This window comes from Achromobacter sp. MYb9 (genome assembly GCF_002975275.1).
Lineage (GTDB): Bacteria > Pseudomonadota > Gammaproteobacteria > Burkholderiales > Burkholderiaceae_B > Achromobacter.
In genome coordinates, this window is sequence record NZ_PCOQ01000017.1 from 19,793 (window position 1) to 36,628 (window position 16,836).

Genomic DNA, 16,836 nt, shown 5'->3' on the forward strand with positions numbered 1-16,836 from the left:
ATCCGACCCGCCGTCCATTGCGTGACCGGCGGGTTCGCTTATTGGGCGGCTCTGCGCTACGATGTAAAAAAGCCGCCTTCCCACTAGGGAAGGCGGCGTACGTTCAGGGTGTCGCGATGCATGTATTGTTCGTTATTGATCCCTTGCCGCTTCTCAAGGCGTACAAGGACAGTTCGGTTGCCATGATGCGTGCCCTCGTGGCGCGCGGTCACACGCTTAGCGTGGCCATGCAGGGCGACCTCTACATTGAGGCCGGCACGGTCAAGGCCGTCACCACGCCCATCTCGCTGGTGGCGGACGCTGATCTGCACGGCCACGATTGGTGGACGGAGTCCGCCACGCAAGACCTGCCGCTGGCGGATTTTGGCGCTGTGGTCATGCGCAAAGACCCTCCTTTCGACATGGAATACGTGTATTCCACGCATCTGCTCGAATACGCCGAGGCGCAAGGCGCGCGCGTGTTCAATACCGGCGCCGCCATTCGAAACCATCCTGAAAAACTGGCCATCACCGAGATCAGCGAGTTCACCGCCCCGACGCTGGTGACGCGCAACATGGCTCGCCTGAAGGCCTTTCACGACACGCATCATGACGTGATCGTGAAGCCGCTGGACGGCATGGGCGGCACCGGCGTGTTCCGCTTGCAGCCCAAGGATCCCAACCTGAACGCCATCCTGGAAACGCTGACCGACAACGGCGCGCGCACCATCATGGCCCAACGGTATATCCCTGAGATCGTCAACGGTGACAAGCGCATCCTGCTGATCGGCGGCGCGCCCGTTCCGTACTCGCTGGCCCGCATTCCGCTGGCTGGCGAAACGCGCGGCAACCTGGCCGCGGGCGGCCGTGGCGTCGCACAGGAACTGTCGGCGCGTGACCGCGAAATCGCCGAAGCCGTGGCTCCCAAGCTTGCCGCCCGCGGTCTGCTGCTGGTCGGCCTGGACGTCATTGGCGACTACGTCACCGAAGTCAACGTCACCAGCCCCACCTGTTTCGTAGAGATTGCCGAACAGACCGGTTTCGATGTCGCGGGCATGTTCGTCCAGGCGCTAGAAAGCGTCGTGGCGACCACTGCCCGGGCGGCCTGATCTCTCTGGAATCCGTCATGACCACGGGTATTGTTATCGTCGTGCACGCGCCCCTGGGCGCGGCGATGCGCGAATGCGCCAGCCACGTCATGGGCAACCTTGACGGCATGCTGGCCATTCACGATATCCAGCCCGAAGACCGGCCGGACGACCTGGCGCCTGATGTCTTGAAAGACATCCTGGGGCAGGACCACGGCGCCGGCGTGCTGGTGCTGACGGACCTGATCGGCGCCACGCCCGCCAATATCTCCAAGCGGGCGGTGGCCGACGCCCAGGCGCAAGGCATCCAGTGCTGCGTGCTGGCGGGCCTGAATACCCCGATGCTGCTGCGGGCGCTGACCTACCGCAACTTGCCGTTGGCGGAAACCCGCGAGAAGGCCTTGGCCGGCGGGGTGCAGGGCGTCTTGCGTGTAGACTGACGGGCAGGAATTTGCCCTATTATGTCGGCTGGCAATTCAAGCCGAAAAGCAGTTGGCGGTTTGGCGTTTTGCTGTGATCAACACTGCGGCGTTCATCCGCGGTCATAATATTTCCTATGCCTACTACAGACATCGTCATCAGCAATAAATTGGGTTTGCATGCGCGGGCGGCCGCCAAGCTGACGCAGCTTGCCAGCAAGTTCTCAAGCGAGATCTTCATCTCGCGCGGTGCGCAGCGCGTAAACGCCAAGAGCATCATGGGCGTCATGATGCTGGCGGCCGGGCTGGGCGTGACGGTCAAGCTGGAGGCTTCGGGCGGCGACGCCGAGCAAGCCCTTTCCGAAATCGAAACTCTGTTCGACAGCAAATTCGGTGAGCAGGAATAGACCCCCCCCTGAATCCGCCGGCCTGAGCGTTGCCCAGGCCGGATCGTCCTCGACCCGGGACCCCGCTTACGACGGATCTGGCGCTGCCAGCCCCGTCGTTTGTCTTTACGGCAAGGGGGTTGCCAAGGGATACGCCATCGGGCGGGCCGTCGTCATGGGCGCCGCTGCGCTGGAAGTGGCGCACTACCGGATATCTCCGGAAGACGTTCCTTCGGAAAGTGCCCGCCTGACCGACGCCCTGGACTCGGCGCAGCACGAGCTTCGGCAATTGGCCGACACCTTGCCGGCGGATGCGCCGCGCGAGCTGGGCGCCATGCTGAACGTGCACAGTTTGCTGCTGGGCGATCCGTTGCTGGCCGAGCAGACCCTCGCCCTGATCGCCGAGCGCCATTACAACGCCGAATGGGCGTTGACCACGCAAGGCCAGATTTTGGGGCAGCAGTTCGACGCCATGGAGGACGAGTACCTGCGCGAGCGCGGGGCCGACGTCCGCCAGGTCATCGAACGCGTGCTGCATGTACTGGCCGGCACGTCCGCCATCTTGCCCGACATGTCTCATATGGGCGGCGACGATGCGCTGGTGGTGGTGGCGCACGACATCTCGCCGGCCGACATGCTGCGCTTGCGCGGCGGCCGCTTCGCGGCGTTCGTGACCGACCTGGGGGGCCCGACCTCGCATACGGCAATCGTCGCGCGCAGCATGGGCGTGCCTGCCGTTGTGGCCATGGGCAACGTGCGCGAGCTGGTCCGCGACGGCGACATGTTGATCATCGATGGCGCTGCGGGCGCCGTGGTCGTCAACCCGTCTGACCGCATCCTTCAAGAATATCGCCGTCGTCAGGCCGCCTACGCCGACGAACGGGCCGAACTCGGCCTGTTGCGCGACGAGCCCTCGGTCACGCTGGACGGCATCGATGTGGTGCTGCACGCGAATATCGAGCTGCCCGACGAGGCTGCGCTGGCGCTGGCCTCGGGGGCGGACGGCATTGGTTTGTTCCGCAGCGAATTCCTGTTCATGGGGCGTCCGGACCTGCCCAGCGAAGAAGAGCAGTACGAAGCTTATTCGTCGGTCGTGCGGGTCATGGCCGGCCGGCCCGTCACCATTCGCACACTGGATATCGGGTCGGACAAGACGCTGGACGGCGAGGCCACCGTGGCCACCAATCCTGCGCTGGGCCAGCGCGCAATCCGCTACTGCCTGGCGCGTCCGGAAATGTTCGCGACGCAGTTGCGCGCCATCTTGCGGGCTTCGGCCCACGGGCCGGTGCGTTTGCTGATCCCGATGATCGCCCACATGCACGAAGTGGTGGCGACCAAGGCGGCGATCGAGTCCGCCCGGCGCGAGCTTGATGCACGCGGGCAGGCGTATGCGCCACACATGGAAGTCGGCGCCATGGTCGAGGTGCCCGCCATTGCCATCGCGATCGAGCCCTTCGTCCAGGCGCTGGACTTCCTGTCCATCGGCACCAACGACCTGATTCAGTACACCCTGGCGATCGACCGCGGCGACCATGACGTGGCGGCGCTTTACGATCCCCTGCATCCCGCCGTGCTGCGCCTGGTGGCCAACACCATCAATGCAGGCGAGCGTGCAGGCAAGCCAGTGGCGGTCTGCGGTGAAATGGCGGGCGATTCCCGTATGACCCGCCTGCTGCTGGGCCTGGGTCTGACCGAGTTCTCGATGCACCCGCAACAGTTGCTGGACGTGAAGCGCGAGGTGCGCCGGGCGCATTCCAACGCGTTGCGGATCAAGGTCGCCACCGCGCTGAACCGCGCCTTGCCGGTGGATCTGGACGCGCTGGATCCGGCCTGAACCAGCGTTGCGCTTCGGCGCCGCCAAGCAGCGGAATGGAAAAAGCCCGGACCTTGCGGTCCGGGCTTTTTTGTCCTTCACAACCCGATTGCTGTGATCAGCTGTGGTACGCCGATTCGCCGTGGCTCGTGACGTCCAGGCCTTCGCGCTCCTGGTCTTCGGGTACACGCATGCCGCACAGGGCATTGGCGATCTTGTAGGCAATCCACGCCACCACGCCGGACCAGACGATGGTCAGCAGCACGCCTTCCAGCTGGACCCACAGTTGGTGGGCGATCATGCCGGGCTCGGCCAGGCCGGGGCCACCCAGGACTTGTGCATTGAACACCCCCGTCAGCAGGGCGCCGACGATACCGCCCACGCCGTGGATGCCGAACACGTCCAGTGCATCATCGGCACGCAGCAGGCGCTTCAGGCCATTCACGCCCCAGACGCAGACGATACCGGCAACCACGCCGATGATCAGTGCACCCACCGGGCCAACCAGGCCGGCGGCGGGGGTGATGCCCACCAGGCCGGCAATCGCGCCGGAGGCGGCACCCAGCATCGAGGGCTTGCCCTTGATGGCCCATTCCGTGAACAGCCAGGCCAGGACGGCGCCAGCAGTCGCGATCATCGTGTTGAAGAAGGCCAGGGTGGCGTTCTCGTTGGCGGCCAGGGCCGAACCCGCGTTGAAGCCGAACCAGCCCACCCACAGCAGGGCGGCGCCCACGAAGGTCATCGGCAGGTTGTGCGGCTGCATGGCTTCGCGGCCGTAGCCCACGCGCTTGCCCACCACATAGGCGCCCACCAGGCCGGCCACACCGGCGTTGATGTGCACCACGGTGCCGCCGGCGAAGTCCAGCGCGCCCTTGGCATTCAGCAGGCCAGGCGCCGTTTCGGAGGCGAACCACACCATGTGGGCGATTGGCACGTAGGCAAACGTGAACCAGATCACCGTGAATACCAGCACGGCCGAAAACCGGGCGCGCTCGGCAAAGCTGCCCACGATCAGCGCGCAGGTGATGCCGGCGAACGTCGCCTGGAACGAGGCGAACAGCAGCTCGGTCAAGGTGTTCGACATGGCGTACTTGCCGTCAGCCGGTGTGAACATGCCAGAGAAGAAGGCGCGCGACAGGCCGCCGAAGAACGCGTTGCCTTCGGTGAAGGCAAGCGAATAACCGTAGATGAACCAGAGAACCAGGCCCAGCACGAACGTGCACAGCACTTGCAGCAACACAGACAGCACGTTCTTGCTGCGTACCAGGCCGCCATAGAACATCGCCAGACCGGGTACGGCCATCATCAATACAAGCAGGGTAGAGACGAGCAACCAGGAGATATCTGCTTTATCCATTTTCAGGCTCCAATGAGTCTTTCTTTATTTATTTACAGCGCAGCTTCGCCAGCTTCACCTGTGCGGATACGGATCACCTGTTCCAGCGGGGCGGCAAAGATCTTGCCGTCGCCGATCTTTCCGGTACGGGCGGCTTGTTCGATCGCTTCGATGACTTGATCGACAAGGTGGTCTGGCACCGCGGCTTCGACCCGCAGCTTGGGCAAAAAGTCGACGGCGTATTCCGCGCCGCGATACAGCTCGGTGTGACCCTTCTGGCGTCCAAATCCCTTGACTTCAGTGACGGTCAGACCTTGGACGCCGATTCCGGATAGAGCCACCCGCACTTCGTCGAGCTTGAAGGGCTTGATGATGGCGATGATGAGTTTCATGGCATTTCCTCTCATGGTTGCACGTTGGCCTCGACTATCAAGCAAATTTCATGCCATGTTGGTGGAACCCGGGTGAGCGGGGGGCAGGCGCTTGAGTTGTGCCTGTTTGCACCAAGACGGTGCTTCATGCACCACGCCACGGCCTCAAATTGGTGCGTAACGCGGGGCATCCCGGGCTTGAAACGAAATATGTTTCAACGCCCCCATTTGTAGCCAGTTGATGCTGGGCGTGTTGCGGTTTGTAGTGGATTGCGAAGCGGGCGCGCACGTTACCTGTTCCAGCACTGCGGGCCGGACAGCGTTACGGGCCGTGGGTGTCGAGGAAATGGGAGGCGATTCAGCCGCCCCTATTTTTGGGGTCGGAGCGGCGCAAAAATAGGGATGTGCTTGATACCGGGGTTTACACGGATACGCTTGTTACGGAGGGGGCACTGAAGAAGAATCAACAACAGCCCATGGCTTATCCAGAAAGAGCCAGGGCGAATCGGGCTGCCGGAGAGACGTTACCGGTGTGGCGGCCCGCCCAAATAAAAAGCAAGAACGGAAAGAGGGCACCATGAATATTCAACGCAAGATGATCGGCATGTTGGTGTTGGCGGCATCGGTCGGCGTACTGGCCGGCTGCAACAAGAGCGACGAAAAGGCGGCTGCGCCTGCTGCTTCCTCTGCGCCGGCTCCGGCCGCCACGACGCCGGCACCGACGACGCCCGCGCCTTCCGCGACGACGCCGCCGGCGACGGGCGCCACGGCTTCTGTTCCGGCCGAATGCGAGGCGTATCTGGCCAAGGTCAATGCTTGCATGGACAAGCTGGGCAGCAGCAACCCGGCGGCTGCCAGCATCAAGCAGCAGCTCGAGTCGGCCAAGTCGCAGTGGGCGGCGATTCCCGACAAGACTCAATTGGCAGCGCAGTGCAAGCAATCGTCGGACCTGTTCGCGCAATCGGCAACCCAGATGGGTTGCCCGTAACGATGTTGGTAGGGGGTTGCCGCCATGGCAGCCCGGTTTTCTCCTGTGCTTTGATGGGCGGTCACCGCATGCGGCCCGCCCTCTTTTTTGCCCGTTCGTCCTGCAGCGTGGCGCTTGAAGCACTACACTCGAGGCATCAAGAACACCCAGAGGCCGCTATGAATAACCGCACCCAATGGATGGAAGACATCCAGAAAAACATTTCCGACCTGATCGCCCGCAGCCCTGCGGCTGACGTTGAAAAGAACGTGCGCGCGATGATGGCCCAGGCTTTCACCAAGATGGATCTGGTCACGCGCGAGGAATTCGACGTGCAGGCCGACCTGCTGGCGCGCACCCGTGCTCGCGTGGACCAGTTGGCGGCGCAGGTGCAGCAGTTGGAAGAGCGCTTGTCGGCATTGGACAAGTAGGCTGGCGCCGCTCGGCGCTGGCACGACGACGACCGCCCGGAGCGGTCGTTTTTTTTGGCCTTCTTTTTTAGTCGTCTCATGTGCCGCGATCATCAACGGAATGATCGTCACGGCGCCTTGGGTAGCGGTTGTTTTTGTCACGCTCCCGCCTGCGGGCGCGGTGTAATTGCGGATACTGATGCTCTTGTTCCCTTCGGGAGAGCGTCTTGACGCTTGCCGTTCTTGCCAGCCGGGCGCTTAGTGGGCTGCATGCGCACGCCGTCCGGGTTGAAACCCATCTGGGTCCGGGGCTGCCCAGTTTCAATGTCGTGGGGTTGCCCGACACCGAAGTGCGCGAAAGCCGTGAACGCGTGCGCGCGGCCATTCTCAATAGCGGCTTTGGCTTTCCGCCCGGGCGTATCACGGTGAACCTGTCGCCCGCCGATATTCCCAAGGAATCGGGCCGGTTCGATCTGCCTATTGCGCTGGGGTTGCTGCTGGCCTCCGGCCAACTGGCCGCGCCCTCGGACGGTAGCGGGCCGGATCTGCCTGTAGCCGACCTCACGCTGGCCGGCTTGGTGCTGGCGGGCGAATTGTCCTTGACCGGCGCGCTGGTGCCCGTTGCGGCCCCGTTGGTGATTGCGTTGAGCGTGGCCCGCGAAGCGCCCGATGCCACGCTGATCCTGCCGGCGGGCAGCGCGGAACAGGCGGCTTGGGTGCCGGGGCTGAATGTGTTGTCGGCACGCAGCCTGGCGGACGTGGCCGCGCACGTCACGGGGGCATGCCGGTTGCCGAACGCGGTGCCCAAGGCGTGGCCGCCGGCGCCGCCCACGCCCTGCTTGTCGGACGTGCGGGGGCAGCCTGGCGCGCGGCGTGCGCTGGAAGTGGCCGCGGCCGGCGGCCATAGTCTGCTGATGATCGGGCCGCCCGGCGCAGGCAAGAGCATGCTGGCATCCCGCCTTCCGGGCTTGTTGCCGCCCTTGCAGCGTAGCCAGGCCCTGGAAGCGGCCGCGGTGGCCGCGCTGGCGGGAATGCCCGAGGCGCTGATGGGCCATCCTCCGTTCCGATCGCCACATCATTCGGCTAGCGTCGCGGCGCTGGTTGGCGGCGGCAGCCGTCCCCGGCCGGGCGAGATCAGCCTGGCGCACCATGGCGTGCTGTTCCTGGATGAACTCCCGGAGTTCAGTCGACGCACGCTGGAAGCGTTACGTGAACCGCTTGAGGCGGGCAGGGTGGTGATCGCCCGTGCCTTGCATGCCGCCCAATTTCCTGCGCGCTTCCAATTGGTCGCGGCCATGAATCCCTGTCCTTGTGGCTGGCGTGGGCATCCGGCGCGGGCCTGTCTTTGCTCGCCCGATCAGGTGACGCGCTATGTTGGCAAGATATCGGGGCCGTTGCTGGATCGCATCGACCTGCATGTGGCGTTGCCGCCATCCGACCCCGAGTCCATGGGCGGCCCTCCCGGCGAGGCGTCCGGCCCTGTCCAGGAGCGGGTGATACGTTGCCGGGACCGCCAGCAAGCCCGGCAGGGCAAACTGAACGCCGCCTTGACGGGGACAGAGCTGGACCGGCATTGCGTCATGGACGGCGAGGCGCAGGCGCTGCTGTTTCAAGCCATGCGCCGCATGGCGGGGTCCGGGCGGGCGTTACACCGGGCGCTGCGGGTGGCGCGCACAATCGCCGATCTCGACGGGGCGGACGTGCTGGCTGCCGGGCACGTGGCGCAGGCGGTGCAGTACCGCCGCCCTGGCGTGTGATGGCCCGCGGGAACCCCCGGGTGGGCTCGCTTGGCTTTTTGCCGCACCCGACTCGACAAAGACCAGGAAATCACCATATAATCAAAGGCTTTCCCGGATCTCGGCCATTTTTTGCCAAGAGCTGGGGGAGGCCGTGCGTGGCAGCAATGCCATGGCGGAGGGGAATAACCCCGAGGGAAATGACCCAGAGGGAAGTAACCCAGCAAGACCCCGAAGTACCCCAAGAAGTGGCAACAGGTCTACAAGTTTTGCCGTCGCATCGGTGCTAGCCCTAGGGCTTTCGGCCAGCAACGCCAAACACCTCGCGTCATGTCAAATCAACAATGAGTTTAGTTTAGGGAATCATCATGCCCAAGATGAAAACCAAGAAAAGCGCCTCCAAGCGCTTTAAGGTTCGCGGCAGCGGCTCCATCAAGCGTGGTCAGGCGTTCAAGCGCCACATTCTGACCAAGAAGACCACCAAGGCCAAGCGTCAACTGCGTGGCTCGGCAGCGGTTCATGAATCCAACGTGGCCTCCGTCAAGGCCATGATGCCTTTCGCTTGATAAGGGAGATCTAATATGCCTCGCGTCAAACGCGGCGTAACTGCCCGCGCACGTCACAAAAAAGTCATTGCCGCCGCCAAGGGTTACCGTGGTCGCCGCGGTAATGTGTTCCGTATTGCCAAGCAAGCAGTCATGCGCGCTGGCCAATACGCCTACCGCGACCGTCGTAACAAGAAGCGCACGTTCCGTGCTCTGTGGATCACGCGTATCAACGCTGCCGTCCGCGAACATGGCGTTAGCTACAGCGTGTTCATCGCTGGTCTGAAGAAGGCTTCGATTGAACTCGACCGTAAGGTCCTGGCCGATCTGGCCGTGCGCGACAAGGCCGGCTTTGCCGCCATCGTGCAGCAAGCCAAGGCTGCCTTGGCTGCCTGATCGCGCGCTTTAACTCATCGCGCATCGCTGCAAACGGGGCTGTAATAGCCCCGTTTGCGTTTTGAAGGCTGGATTTCATGACTCTATTGGTTGACGACCTGGTCTCCCAGGCGCAAGAACGGTTCGCCGCGGCTACGGATGCCGCCGCGCTTGAGAACGCAAAGGCTCGATTCCTGGGTAAGGAAGGCGCACTGACGGTGCTGCTGAAAGGCCTTGGCAAACTCGATCCCGAGCAGAAGCGCGAAATGGGCGCCCGGATCAATCAGGCCAAGCAACAAGTCGAAGAGCTTCTGACCGCTCGCCGCGCCGCGTTGGCGCAGGCGGAGTTGGATGCCCGGCTGGCCTCGGAAACCATTGACGTCACGTTGCCTGGACGCGGTCGCGCGCCGGGCGGCATCCATCCGGTGATCCGGACCTGGGAACGCGTGGAAGCCATCTTCCGTTCCATTGGCTTCGATGTGGCCGACGGTCCCGAAGTGGAAAACGACTGGACCAATTTCACCGCGTTGAACAACCCGCTGGACCATCCGGCGCGTTCGATGCAGGACACGTTCTACGTCGACATGAACGACGCCGACGGCCTGCCGCTGCTGCTGCGCACGCACACCAGCCCCATGCAGGTGCGCTACGCCCGCATGCACAAGCCGCCCATCAAGGTGATTGCACCCGGGCGCACCTACCGCGTCGACAGCGACGCCACGCACTCGCCCATGTTCCACCAAGTGGAAGGGCTCTGGATCGCCGAGGACATCTCGTTTGCCGATCTGAAAGGCGTGTATACCGATTTTCTGCGTTGCTTCTTTGAAAGCGACGATCTCGTCGTGCGCTTCCGTCCGTCGTTCTTCCCGTTCACGGAACCGTCCGCCGAAATCGACATGATGTTCACGTCGGGACCCAACCGTGGCCGTTGGCTGGAAATTTCCGGCTCGGGCCAGGTGCACCCCGAAGTGGTGCGCAATTTCGGCCTTGATCCCGAGCGCTACATCGGCTTTGCCTTCGGTTCCGGACTTGAGCGCCTGACGATGTTGCGCTACGGCGTCAACGATCTGCGCCAGTTCTACGAAGGCGATTTGCGCTTCTTGCGCCAGTTCAACGAATAACAGACGGCTGATCATGCAATTTCCCGAATCCTGGCTGCGTACGCTGGTCAACCCTCCGATCGCAACCGATGAACTCGCGCACCGGCTCACCATGGCCGGCCTGGAAGTCGAAGACACCGTGCCCGCCGCGCCTGCCTTTACCGGTGTGGTCGTGGGCCATATCGTCGACATCGCTCCGCACCCCGACGCCGACAAGCTGCGCGTCTGCCAGGTGGACGATGGTTCCGGCGAACGCCTGCAAATCGTGTGCGGCGCGCCGAACGCGGCTGCCGGCCTGAAAGTGCCGCTGGCCCGCGTGGGCGCGGAGCTGCCTGGCGGCATGAAGATCGGCGTGGCCAAAATGCGCGGCGTGCAATCGTCGGGCATGCTGTGCTCGGCCCGCGAACTGGGCCTGTCGCAAGACCACGCCGGCCTGCTGGAACTGCCCGCCGACATGGTGCCCGGCGAATCCATCCGCGAAGCGCTGGACCTGGACGACACGCTCTTCACGCTCAAGCTCACGCCCAACCGTGCCGATTGCCTGTCGATCCTGGGTGTGGCGCGTGAAGTGGCTGCCCTGACGGGTGCGCCGCTGTCCGTGCCGACCGCCGTCGCCGTGCCCGTCACGCTGGACGAGCGCCTGCCCGTCAAGATCGAAGCCCCTGATCTGTGTGGCCGTTTTGGCGGCCGCGTGATTCGTGGCGTGAACGCCCGTGCGGCAACGCCGGGCTGGATGAAGACGCGCCTGGAGCGCGCCGGCCAGCGCTCGTTGTCGGCGCTGGTGGATATCTCCAACTACGTCATGCTGGAACTGGGCCGTCCGTCGCACGTGTTCGATCTGGATAAGATCGGCGGCGACATCAGCGTGCGCTGGGCGCATGAAGGCGAAACGCTGGAACTGCTGAACGGCCAGACCATCACGCTCGACCCGAAGGTGGGCGTGGTGGTGGCGGGCGATCAGGTGGAAAGCCTGGCGGGCATCATGGGGGGCGAAGCCACCTCCGTGACGCTGGATACGCAGAACATCTATCTGGAAGCTGCGTTCTGGTGGCCGCAAGCCATTGCGGGCCGCGCACGCCGCTACAAGTTCAGCTCGGAAGCCAGCCACCGCTTCGAGCGTGGCGTGGATTACGCCAGCATCCCCGAGCACCTGGAATTCATCACCCGCCTGATCGTCGATATCTGCGGCGGCCAGGTCGGCCCCATCGACGACCAGATCGTCAACCTGCCGGCCCGTCCGCCCGTGCGCATGCGCCTGGCGCGTTGCCACCGCGTGCTGGGCGTGCCCGTCACGCAGGAACAGGTCGCGAAGATCTTTGGTAGCTTGGGCCTGGATTTCACGGTCGAAGGCGATGACTTCATCGTCAGCCCGCCGTCGTACCGTTTCGACCTTCAGATTGAAGAAGACCTGATCGAGGAAGTGGCCCGCATCTACGGTTTCGAGAGCATCCCCGATGTGCCGCCGATGGCGCGCGCCAAGATGTTCTCGCAGCCGGAAGTGCATCGCGGCGCGCATGCGCTGCGCCGCCTGACCGCCGCGCAGGACTACCAGGAAGTCGTGAACTACAGCTTCGTCGAAGCGGATTGGGAACGCGACTACGCCGGCAACGAAACGCCGGTTCGCCTGGTCAACCCGATCGCCAGCCATCTGTCGGTCATGCGTTCCAGCCTGATCGGCGGCCTTGTCGCCAACATCCGCCACAACGCCAACCGCAAGCAGTCGCGCGTGCGCCTGTTTGAATTGGGCCGCGTGTTCATGCGCGACGCGTCCGTAGAGGACGGTCCGCTGGAAGTGGCCGGCGTGAGCCAGCCGATGCGCTTGTCTGGCGCGGCCTGGGGGCCGGCAGTGGAAGAGCAGTGGGGCGTCGCGACGCGCCAGGTGGACTTCTATGACGTGAAGATGGATGTCGAAGCGCTGTTCGGCGCACGCGGCCGCCGCCTGCGTTTCGAAGCCGCCGCGCATCCCGCGTTGCATCCGGGCCGTAGCGCTCGCATCGAACTGGACGGCCGCGCCATCGGCTGGATCGGCGAACTGCACCCGCGTTGGGCGCAGCAAGCGGACCTGGCGCACGCGCCAGTGGTTTTCGAATTGAACGTTGACGCCTTGTCCGAAGGCGAGCTGCCCGAAGTGCGCGAACTGTCGCGTCAACCCGTGGTGGTGCGCGATCTGGCATTGTGGGTGGATGCGCCCGTGTCCACGCAGTCGATGCTGGACACGGTGGCCGCGGCCGTCAAGGCGGATGTGCAATTGGCCGTGGTGCAGGATGTGCGCGTGTTCGACGTGTGGCGCGAGAAGGCCCACGGCAGCGAACCCGTCACCGAGAAAAGCCTTGCTTTCCGTTTCTGGCTACAGGACACTGAAGTTACTCTGGACGAAGCCCGTGTGGCCGATTGCCTGTCCCGCATCAAGGATGCATTGGTCAGTGCCCACGGCGCGCGCCAGCGTGCTTGAACCATGGGGAACAGTATGCTTGCTGCCGAGCCGCGCACTCTGACCAAGGCTGAGCTTGCCGAACTGCTCTTCGAGCGTGTCGGCCTGAACAAGCGCGAAGCCAAGGACATCGTCGATACCTTCTTCGAAGAAATCCGCGATGCCCTGGCTCGCGGAGATTCGGTCAAGCTCTCGGGCTTTGGTAATTTCCAGGTGCGGGACAAGCCGCCGCGCCCTGGCCGCAATCCCAAGACCGGCGAGACCATTCCCATCGCCGCACGCCGCGTGGTCACGTTCCACGCCAGTCAGAAACTCAAGAGCGTGGTGGAGCAGGCGACCCCTGCTGCGCCCGATGCCGCGGACGCCGCGGAGTGATACGCTTTGTCGGTAATTGTTATCGGCTTCCTGCGCCCGCGCGGCATAAAATTCGCTTATGACACGTACTGAACCCACCGTTACCTTACCGCCCATCCCCGCCAAGCGTTACTTCACCATCGGCGAAGTCAGCGAGTTGTGTGGCGTCAAGCCCCACGTCTTGCGGTACTGGGAACAGGAATTCACGCAGCTAAAACCCGTGAAGCGCCGCGGCAACCGCCGCTACTATCAGCATCACGAAGTGCTGCTCATCCGGCGCATCCGCTCCTTGCTGTACGAGCAAGGCTTCACGATCAGCGGCGCGCGCAATCGCCTGGGCGACGCGCGCGACACGCCGCATGATCAAGATGCCGCGGTGCGTCTGTCGGGCGCCGAAATGCAGGCCTTGCGCAACGAACTCGGTAACGTCTCGACGATGTTGGCCGATGCGTTGGGCTTGCCGCCAAACGCAGCGGCGAGCGTACCGGCCAACGCAAGCGCAAGCACCGTCGGCACCGCCGCTTAAGCGGTGAAGGCGCAGTCGTCCAAGATCGTTTGATCGAACGTAGTACCTGCATCGCGCGTGGCGCTTGAAGCGACGCGCGATGTCAGCAAACCGTACGTTGCGCTTCGTGCGCCGCCTTGCACACCGCTTGTGCAGGCGGCGAACATGAGGCGCAAATTTTTTTGAGTATTCAGCACTTTTTTTGCACCAATGCGTGCAAACAAATTTTTGTTCTGCTATACTCTTTTTCTTTCGGGGCGTAGCGCAGCCTGGTAGCGCACTTGCATGGGGTGCAAGGGGTCGCGAGTTCGAATCCCGCCGTCCCGACCAGAAGTTCCAAGGCCGTTAGTGAGAAATCACTAACGGCCTTTCTCATTGGTTTTTCGTATTCGTATTTCGTATTTCGTATTTCGTATCTCGTATCTCGTATTTCGTATTTCGTATTTCGGAAGCGGTGGTGCATTGACCTTCGCAGGGTACCTCTATGAGCAATGGTCGCTGGGCAGGGCCCTAAGATGTGTTATTGCGAAACAGCGATATCTTTATGGAGGCGAATCGCCCATAGTGGCCCCGGGAATATTTTTTCCCTGTACCTCTAGGACATACATTGAAGATTGAAACTGGTATCGTGAAGTGGTTCAACAACGACAAGGGCTACGGCTTTATTTCCCCGGAACTGGGTGGTAAAGACCTCTTCGCGCATTACTCCGAAATTCAGGGTGACGGGCACAAATCGCTTGAAGAGAATCAGCGCGTTTCGTTCGTCGCCGGCCAAGGGCAGAAAGGTCCTCAGGCGACCATGATCAAATTGATCTAATTATGCTGAGCTGCTTGCCGTAGCGTAAGCAGCTTGATGGCAGATTGGCAGGGCCGGATCCTTTGAAACATTGGATCCGGCCCTTTCGTTTTGGGCTTTACGTCAGTCAAAAACGTCGAAAAGCACATCGGCGACGATAGCGGTAGCCACCGCTACGAGAATCAGATCCGAACCGGCGACTCTCCATTCATAGCCGGGATAAACCGGCAGACGAGCCAGCATCGGGCCGGGGACCATCTTCTTTGCGATGCCGGGGGGCAGGGGCTTGCCGCGAGCCAGGTTCTTGCGGACCCCTGGCGGCAACGAGCTGTAGCCGGACATCCCATATTCCGTGGCGTAGCCTCTGGCGGTGGTGATCGTGATGCCGGCGTGGCGAAGCGTGACATTCACGTCACCGGAACCGCCTCCGCCGCCTTTCGATGAACCGCCATTGCCGCCATTGCCGTTATTGCCCTTGTTTGAGCTGTTGCCGTTGCCGTTGCCGTTTCCGTTGCCCTTGCCCGAGCCTTTGCCGTTGCTTGAATTCCCCTGGCCTTGACCCGAGTTGTCGGATTTGCCTTTCCCTTCAGGAGGAGCGGCCAGGGCATTGCCGCCCAGGAACACACAGCAAATGGCCGCAGTAATGAATCTTTTGGTTGTGAGGGCGCTCATGGATGGCTCCTGGTTGGCGGTCTAGCCGAAATACAGCAATCCAATTCTAGGGCTGGCTAGCCTTTTGTCGTAGATGCCAAACTGATAAAGATGTAAGTAGGTCTGGAGCCAGTAGACGAAAGAATTGGAGGGCGGTCTGGCCGCGCGCGGTTTGCGTGGCATGCTGAATGGGCAAAGTGCTGGTATAACTTCCGCGCATCAGAGCAAAGCCAATCGTGCAAAGGATCCCCGTGTCGAGCAACCTCCCGGCAAACCGCTATTTCGCGTTGACCGCAAGTGCGCTCCGGCAGCAAGGCGGCCGGCTATTGAAATCGACGCCATGGGCGCTTGCCGTGTTTGTCATGACGCTTCCGGTCGCGCTGCTGTTGCCGCATCGGTCCTTGGTGCCTTCGGCATTTTTCCTGTTTATCGTCGTAAATTTGCTGGCATTGACGCGCGTGTCGGTCGCCTGGCTTCGGCAAGTCGTTCCCGGCGGTCATGCGAACAGCCCGGACTGGCGCTTGGGCAAGCCCGAGTGGATGTCTCTTGGCCTGCTGGCGCTGCTTATCGCGATAGGCACGGGTTTGATGTACGCCACCGCCCGGGTGCCCGTGGTTCTTTATTTTGCGTTGGACGGCGTTCTCGATAGCGTGTTCTTCGTAAGCCTGTTCCTGGCGCTGGCGGCTATCTGGTTGCCGGTACTGTACCTGGTCAGCACGTTTTTCCAGAGCCTTGCGCGGGCGGCCGTATCGGGGCGCTACGATTTTTGGCGGACGCGCCAGGAAGGGCAGACACCGGCTTGGCCCATGATGAGCGTGCTGTTCTTGCTGGCGGTATTTTTGGTGCTTACGGGCGCCTTGCTGTCGAAGGCGATATCCAACATGTCGGTTGCCGCGATTGCGCTTGGCCTGTTGGGCATCCTGCTCTGTCTCGGAATGGTGATGATGGTCACGACGATGTGCGCCATTGCGTACCGCGAGCGTCGGTAAGGTCGATCCCGTTATCTTCCTGCATCCGGCGATTTAGGATCGCCGGAGGTGGCGGGCGCAGATGGGAGTGACGGGCACGGCCCATTTGCCTACCCTGGATCAGCCAGACGCGGTTTCACGCCTGCTGACGGGCTTCATTTAACGGCGCTTGTCTGCCCGCCGCGGCGCGGGCGGCAGGGGATTGCCGACGTGGCTGGCCAGCCAGTGTTCGATTTTGTCGTCCCTGCGGGCAGCCCAATCGCGGCCAATTTCCAGCACCAGCATATTGCGGGTATCGCCGTAGTCTTGGCCGGGTTCCTTCTGGAACATTTCCCGCCAGATGTCCGAGGCGACCAGATCCGTCGTCAGCAGGACGCCAATGCCCTTGGCGTCGATCCACAGCGGCGCGGCGCGCTCGTCGACGTGTTTCTTCAGGTTTTCGAGCAGCTTCTGTGCGAGCGAGGCGTTGTCTTTCGATGCCGAAATCAGGACCAGATATTGCCGGTGGTCGCTGGAGGGTTCGTCGGAGTCGCCAAAAGGGTTTTCCATGGTGCATTCCTTTCGGGTAAGCGTGCATTGGGGCGCGAATGCGTCCTTGGCGGACAG

The 16,836-nt window shown here is 62.7% G+C and carries 19 protein-coding genes and 1 tRNA gene; 16 read left to right on the forward strand and 4 right to left on the reverse strand.

Going from position 1 to position 16,836, the window contains the following annotated elements; translation table 11 throughout:
- The first annotated feature begins 116 nt into the window (after positions 1-116).
- From gshB to ptsP, 4 genes are all read left to right on the forward strand, one after another.
- Positions 117-1,088 (forward strand): glutathione synthase, encoded by a 972-nt coding sequence (gene gshB, locus CQ050_RS21390; RefSeq protein WP_105558839.1) that lies wholly within the window; start codon positions 117-119, stop codon positions 1,086-1,088.
- Positions 1,089-1,105: 17 nt separating this feature from the next.
- Complete coding sequence (locus CQ050_RS21395) at positions 1,106-1,507, forward strand: PTS sugar transporter subunit IIA (RefSeq protein WP_006226963.1); 402 nt, start codon at positions 1,106-1,108, stop codon at positions 1,505-1,507.
- A gap of 116 nt (positions 1,508-1,623) precedes the next feature.
- The gene (locus tag CQ050_RS21400) at positions 1,624-1,893 is read left to right on the forward strand and encodes an HPr family phosphocarrier protein (RefSeq protein ID WP_006226962.1); all 270 of its coding nucleotides are present in this window, start codon (positions 1,624-1,626) and stop codon (positions 1,891-1,893) included.
- A complete protein-coding gene (ptsP, locus tag CQ050_RS21405) occupies positions 1,880-3,706 on the forward strand; it encodes a phosphoenolpyruvate--protein phosphotransferase (RefSeq protein ID WP_255410194.1) in 1,827 nt (608 codons plus the stop codon). The genes CQ050_RS21400 and ptsP overlap by 14 nt, the downstream gene beginning before the upstream one ends.
- A gap of 97 nt (positions 3,707-3,803) precedes the next feature.
- Here the strand turns inward: ptsP and amt are convergent, their stop codons facing one another.
- Positions 3,804-5,042, reverse strand: coding sequence for an ammonium transporter (amt, locus tag CQ050_RS21410; RefSeq protein ID WP_105558840.1), 1,239 nt, complete (start codon positions 5,040-5,042; stop codon positions 3,804-3,806).
- A gap of 32 nt (positions 5,043-5,074) precedes the next feature.
- Positions 5,075-5,413, reverse strand: a complete 339-nt coding sequence (locus CQ050_RS21415; RefSeq protein WP_006218735.1) for a P-II family nitrogen regulator — start codon at positions 5,411-5,413, stop codon at positions 5,075-5,077.
- A gap of 556 nt (positions 5,414-5,969) precedes the next feature.
- On the opposite strand from CQ050_RS21415, the gene CQ050_RS21420 reads away from it, so the two are divergent.
- The 11 genes from CQ050_RS21420 (at position 5,970) to CQ050_RS21470 (ending at position 14,632) form a co-directional block, all read left to right on the forward strand.
- Positions 5,970-6,380 (forward strand): DUF5339 family protein, encoded by a 411-nt coding sequence (locus tag CQ050_RS21420; RefSeq protein ID WP_105558841.1) that lies wholly within the window; start codon positions 5,970-5,972, stop codon positions 6,378-6,380.
- A gap of 158 nt (positions 6,381-6,538) precedes the next feature.
- The gene (locus CQ050_RS21425; protein ID WP_105558842.1) at positions 6,539-6,790 is read left to right on the forward strand and encodes an accessory factor UbiK family protein; all 252 of its coding nucleotides are present in this window, start codon (positions 6,539-6,541) and stop codon (positions 6,788-6,790) included.
- Between the two features lie 206 nt (positions 6,791-6,996).
- The gene (locus CQ050_RS21430; protein WP_105558843.1) at positions 6,997-8,526 is read left to right on the forward strand and encodes a YifB family Mg chelatase-like AAA ATPase; all 1,530 of its coding nucleotides are present in this window, start codon (positions 6,997-6,999) and stop codon (positions 8,524-8,526) included.
- A 347-nt stretch (positions 8,527-8,873) separates the two neighbouring features.
- Entirely contained in the window at positions 8,874-9,071 is a 198-nt protein-coding gene (gene rpmI, locus CQ050_RS21435) for a 50S ribosomal protein L35 (RefSeq protein WP_006226956.1), read from the forward strand.
- Positions 9,072-9,086: 15 nt separating this feature from the next.
- A complete protein-coding gene (gene rplT / locus CQ050_RS21440) occupies positions 9,087-9,446 on the forward strand; it encodes a 50S ribosomal protein L20 (protein WP_006218741.1) in 360 nt (119 codons plus the stop codon).
- A gap of 77 nt (positions 9,447-9,523) precedes the next feature.
- Complete coding sequence (pheS, locus tag CQ050_RS21445; RefSeq protein ID WP_105558844.1) at positions 9,524-10,546, forward strand: phenylalanine--tRNA ligase subunit alpha; 1,023 nt, start codon at positions 9,524-9,526, stop codon at positions 10,544-10,546.
- A gap of 13 nt (positions 10,547-10,559) precedes the next feature.
- Positions 10,560-12,977: a phenylalanine--tRNA ligase subunit beta gene (gene pheT, locus CQ050_RS21450; RefSeq protein ID WP_105558845.1), complete on the forward strand. Its 2,418-nt coding sequence runs from the start codon at positions 10,560-10,562 to the stop codon at positions 12,975-12,977.
- A gap of 3 nt (positions 12,978-12,980) precedes the next feature.
- A complete protein-coding gene (locus CQ050_RS21455; RefSeq protein WP_105558846.1) occupies positions 12,981-13,331 on the forward strand; it encodes an integration host factor subunit alpha in 351 nt (116 codons plus the stop codon).
- A 58-nt stretch (positions 13,332-13,389) separates the two neighbouring features.
- Positions 13,390-13,836 (forward strand): MerR family transcriptional regulator, encoded by a 447-nt coding sequence (locus CQ050_RS21460; RefSeq protein WP_105558847.1) that lies wholly within the window; start codon positions 13,390-13,392, stop codon positions 13,834-13,836.
- A 232-nt stretch (positions 13,837-14,068) separates the two neighbouring features.
- A tRNA-Pro gene (locus CQ050_RS21465) sits at positions 14,069-14,145 on the forward strand.
- Positions 14,146-14,422: 277 nt separating this feature from the next.
- Positions 14,423-14,632: a cold-shock protein gene (locus tag CQ050_RS21470; protein ID WP_105558848.1), complete on the forward strand. Its 210-nt coding sequence runs from the start codon at positions 14,423-14,425 to the stop codon at positions 14,630-14,632.
- 102 nt (positions 14,633-14,734) lie between these two features.
- Here the strand turns inward: CQ050_RS21470 and CQ050_RS21475 are convergent, their stop codons facing one another.
- Positions 14,735-15,283 carry an anti-virulence regulator CigR family protein gene (locus tag CQ050_RS21475; RefSeq protein ID WP_105558849.1) on the reverse strand — a complete coding sequence of 183 codons (549 nt, stop codon included), beginning with the start codon at positions 15,281-15,283 and terminating at the stop codon, positions 14,735-14,737.
- A 215-nt stretch (positions 15,284-15,498) separates the two neighbouring features.
- Here CQ050_RS21475 and CQ050_RS21480 point away from each other — a divergent pair, with 215 nt between their 5' ends.
- Positions 15,499-16,251 (forward strand): hypothetical protein, encoded by a 753-nt coding sequence (locus tag CQ050_RS21480; protein ID WP_146121058.1) that lies wholly within the window; start codon positions 15,499-15,501, stop codon positions 16,249-16,251.
- 138 nt (positions 16,252-16,389) lie between these two features.
- Here the strand turns inward: CQ050_RS21480 and CQ050_RS21485 are convergent, their stop codons facing one another.
- Positions 16,390-16,779: a hypothetical protein gene (locus CQ050_RS21485; RefSeq protein WP_105558851.1), complete on the reverse strand. Its 390-nt coding sequence runs from the start codon at positions 16,777-16,779 to the stop codon at positions 16,390-16,392.
- Between the last annotated feature and the right edge of the window lie 57 nt (positions 16,780-16,836).

Coding starts and splice junctions, on each gene's coding strand:
- gshB (WP_105558839.1), top strand. CDS start 117: ATGCATGTATTGTTCGTTATTGATCCCTTGCCGCTTCTCAAGGCGTAC.
- CQ050_RS21395 (WP_006226963.1), top strand. CDS start 1,106: ATGACCACGGGTATTGTTATCGTCGTGCACGCGCCCCTGGGCGCGGCG.
- CQ050_RS21400 (WP_006226962.1), top strand. CDS start 1,624: ATGCCTACTACAGACATCGTCATCAGCAATAAATTGGGTTTGCATGCG.
- amt (WP_105558840.1), bottom strand. CDS start 5,042: ATGGATAAAGCAGATATCTCCTGGTTGCTCGTCTCTACCCTGCTTGTA.
- CQ050_RS21415 (WP_006218735.1), bottom strand. CDS start 5,413: ATGAAACTCATCATCGCCATCATCAAGCCCTTCAAGCTCGACGAAGTG.
- CQ050_RS21420 (WP_105558841.1), top strand. CDS start 5,970: ATGAATATTCAACGCAAGATGATCGGCATGTTGGTGTTGGCGGCATCG.
- CQ050_RS21425 (WP_105558842.1), top strand. CDS start 6,539: ATGAATAACCGCACCCAATGGATGGAAGACATCCAGAAAAACATTTCC.
- rpmI (WP_006226956.1), top strand. CDS start 8,874: ATGCCCAAGATGAAAACCAAGAAAAGCGCCTCCAAGCGCTTTAAGGTT.
- rplT (WP_006218741.1), top strand. CDS start 9,087: ATGCCTCGCGTCAAACGCGGCGTAACTGCCCGCGCACGTCACAAAAAA.
- pheS (WP_105558844.1), top strand. CDS start 9,524: ATGACTCTATTGGTTGACGACCTGGTCTCCCAGGCGCAAGAACGGTTC.
- pheT (WP_105558845.1), top strand. CDS start 10,560: ATGCAATTTCCCGAATCCTGGCTGCGTACGCTGGTCAACCCTCCGATC.
- CQ050_RS21455 (WP_105558846.1), top strand. CDS start 12,981: ATGGGGAACAGTATGCTTGCTGCCGAGCCGCGCACTCTGACCAAGGCT.
- CQ050_RS21460 (WP_105558847.1), top strand. CDS start 13,390: ATGACACGTACTGAACCCACCGTTACCTTACCGCCCATCCCCGCCAAG.
- CQ050_RS21475 (WP_105558849.1), bottom strand. CDS start 15,283: ATGAGCGCCCTCACAACCAAAAGATTCATTACTGCGGCCATTTGCTGT.
- CQ050_RS21485 (WP_105558851.1), bottom strand. CDS start 16,779: ATGGAAAACCCTTTTGGCGACTCCGACGAACCCTCCAGCGACCACCGG.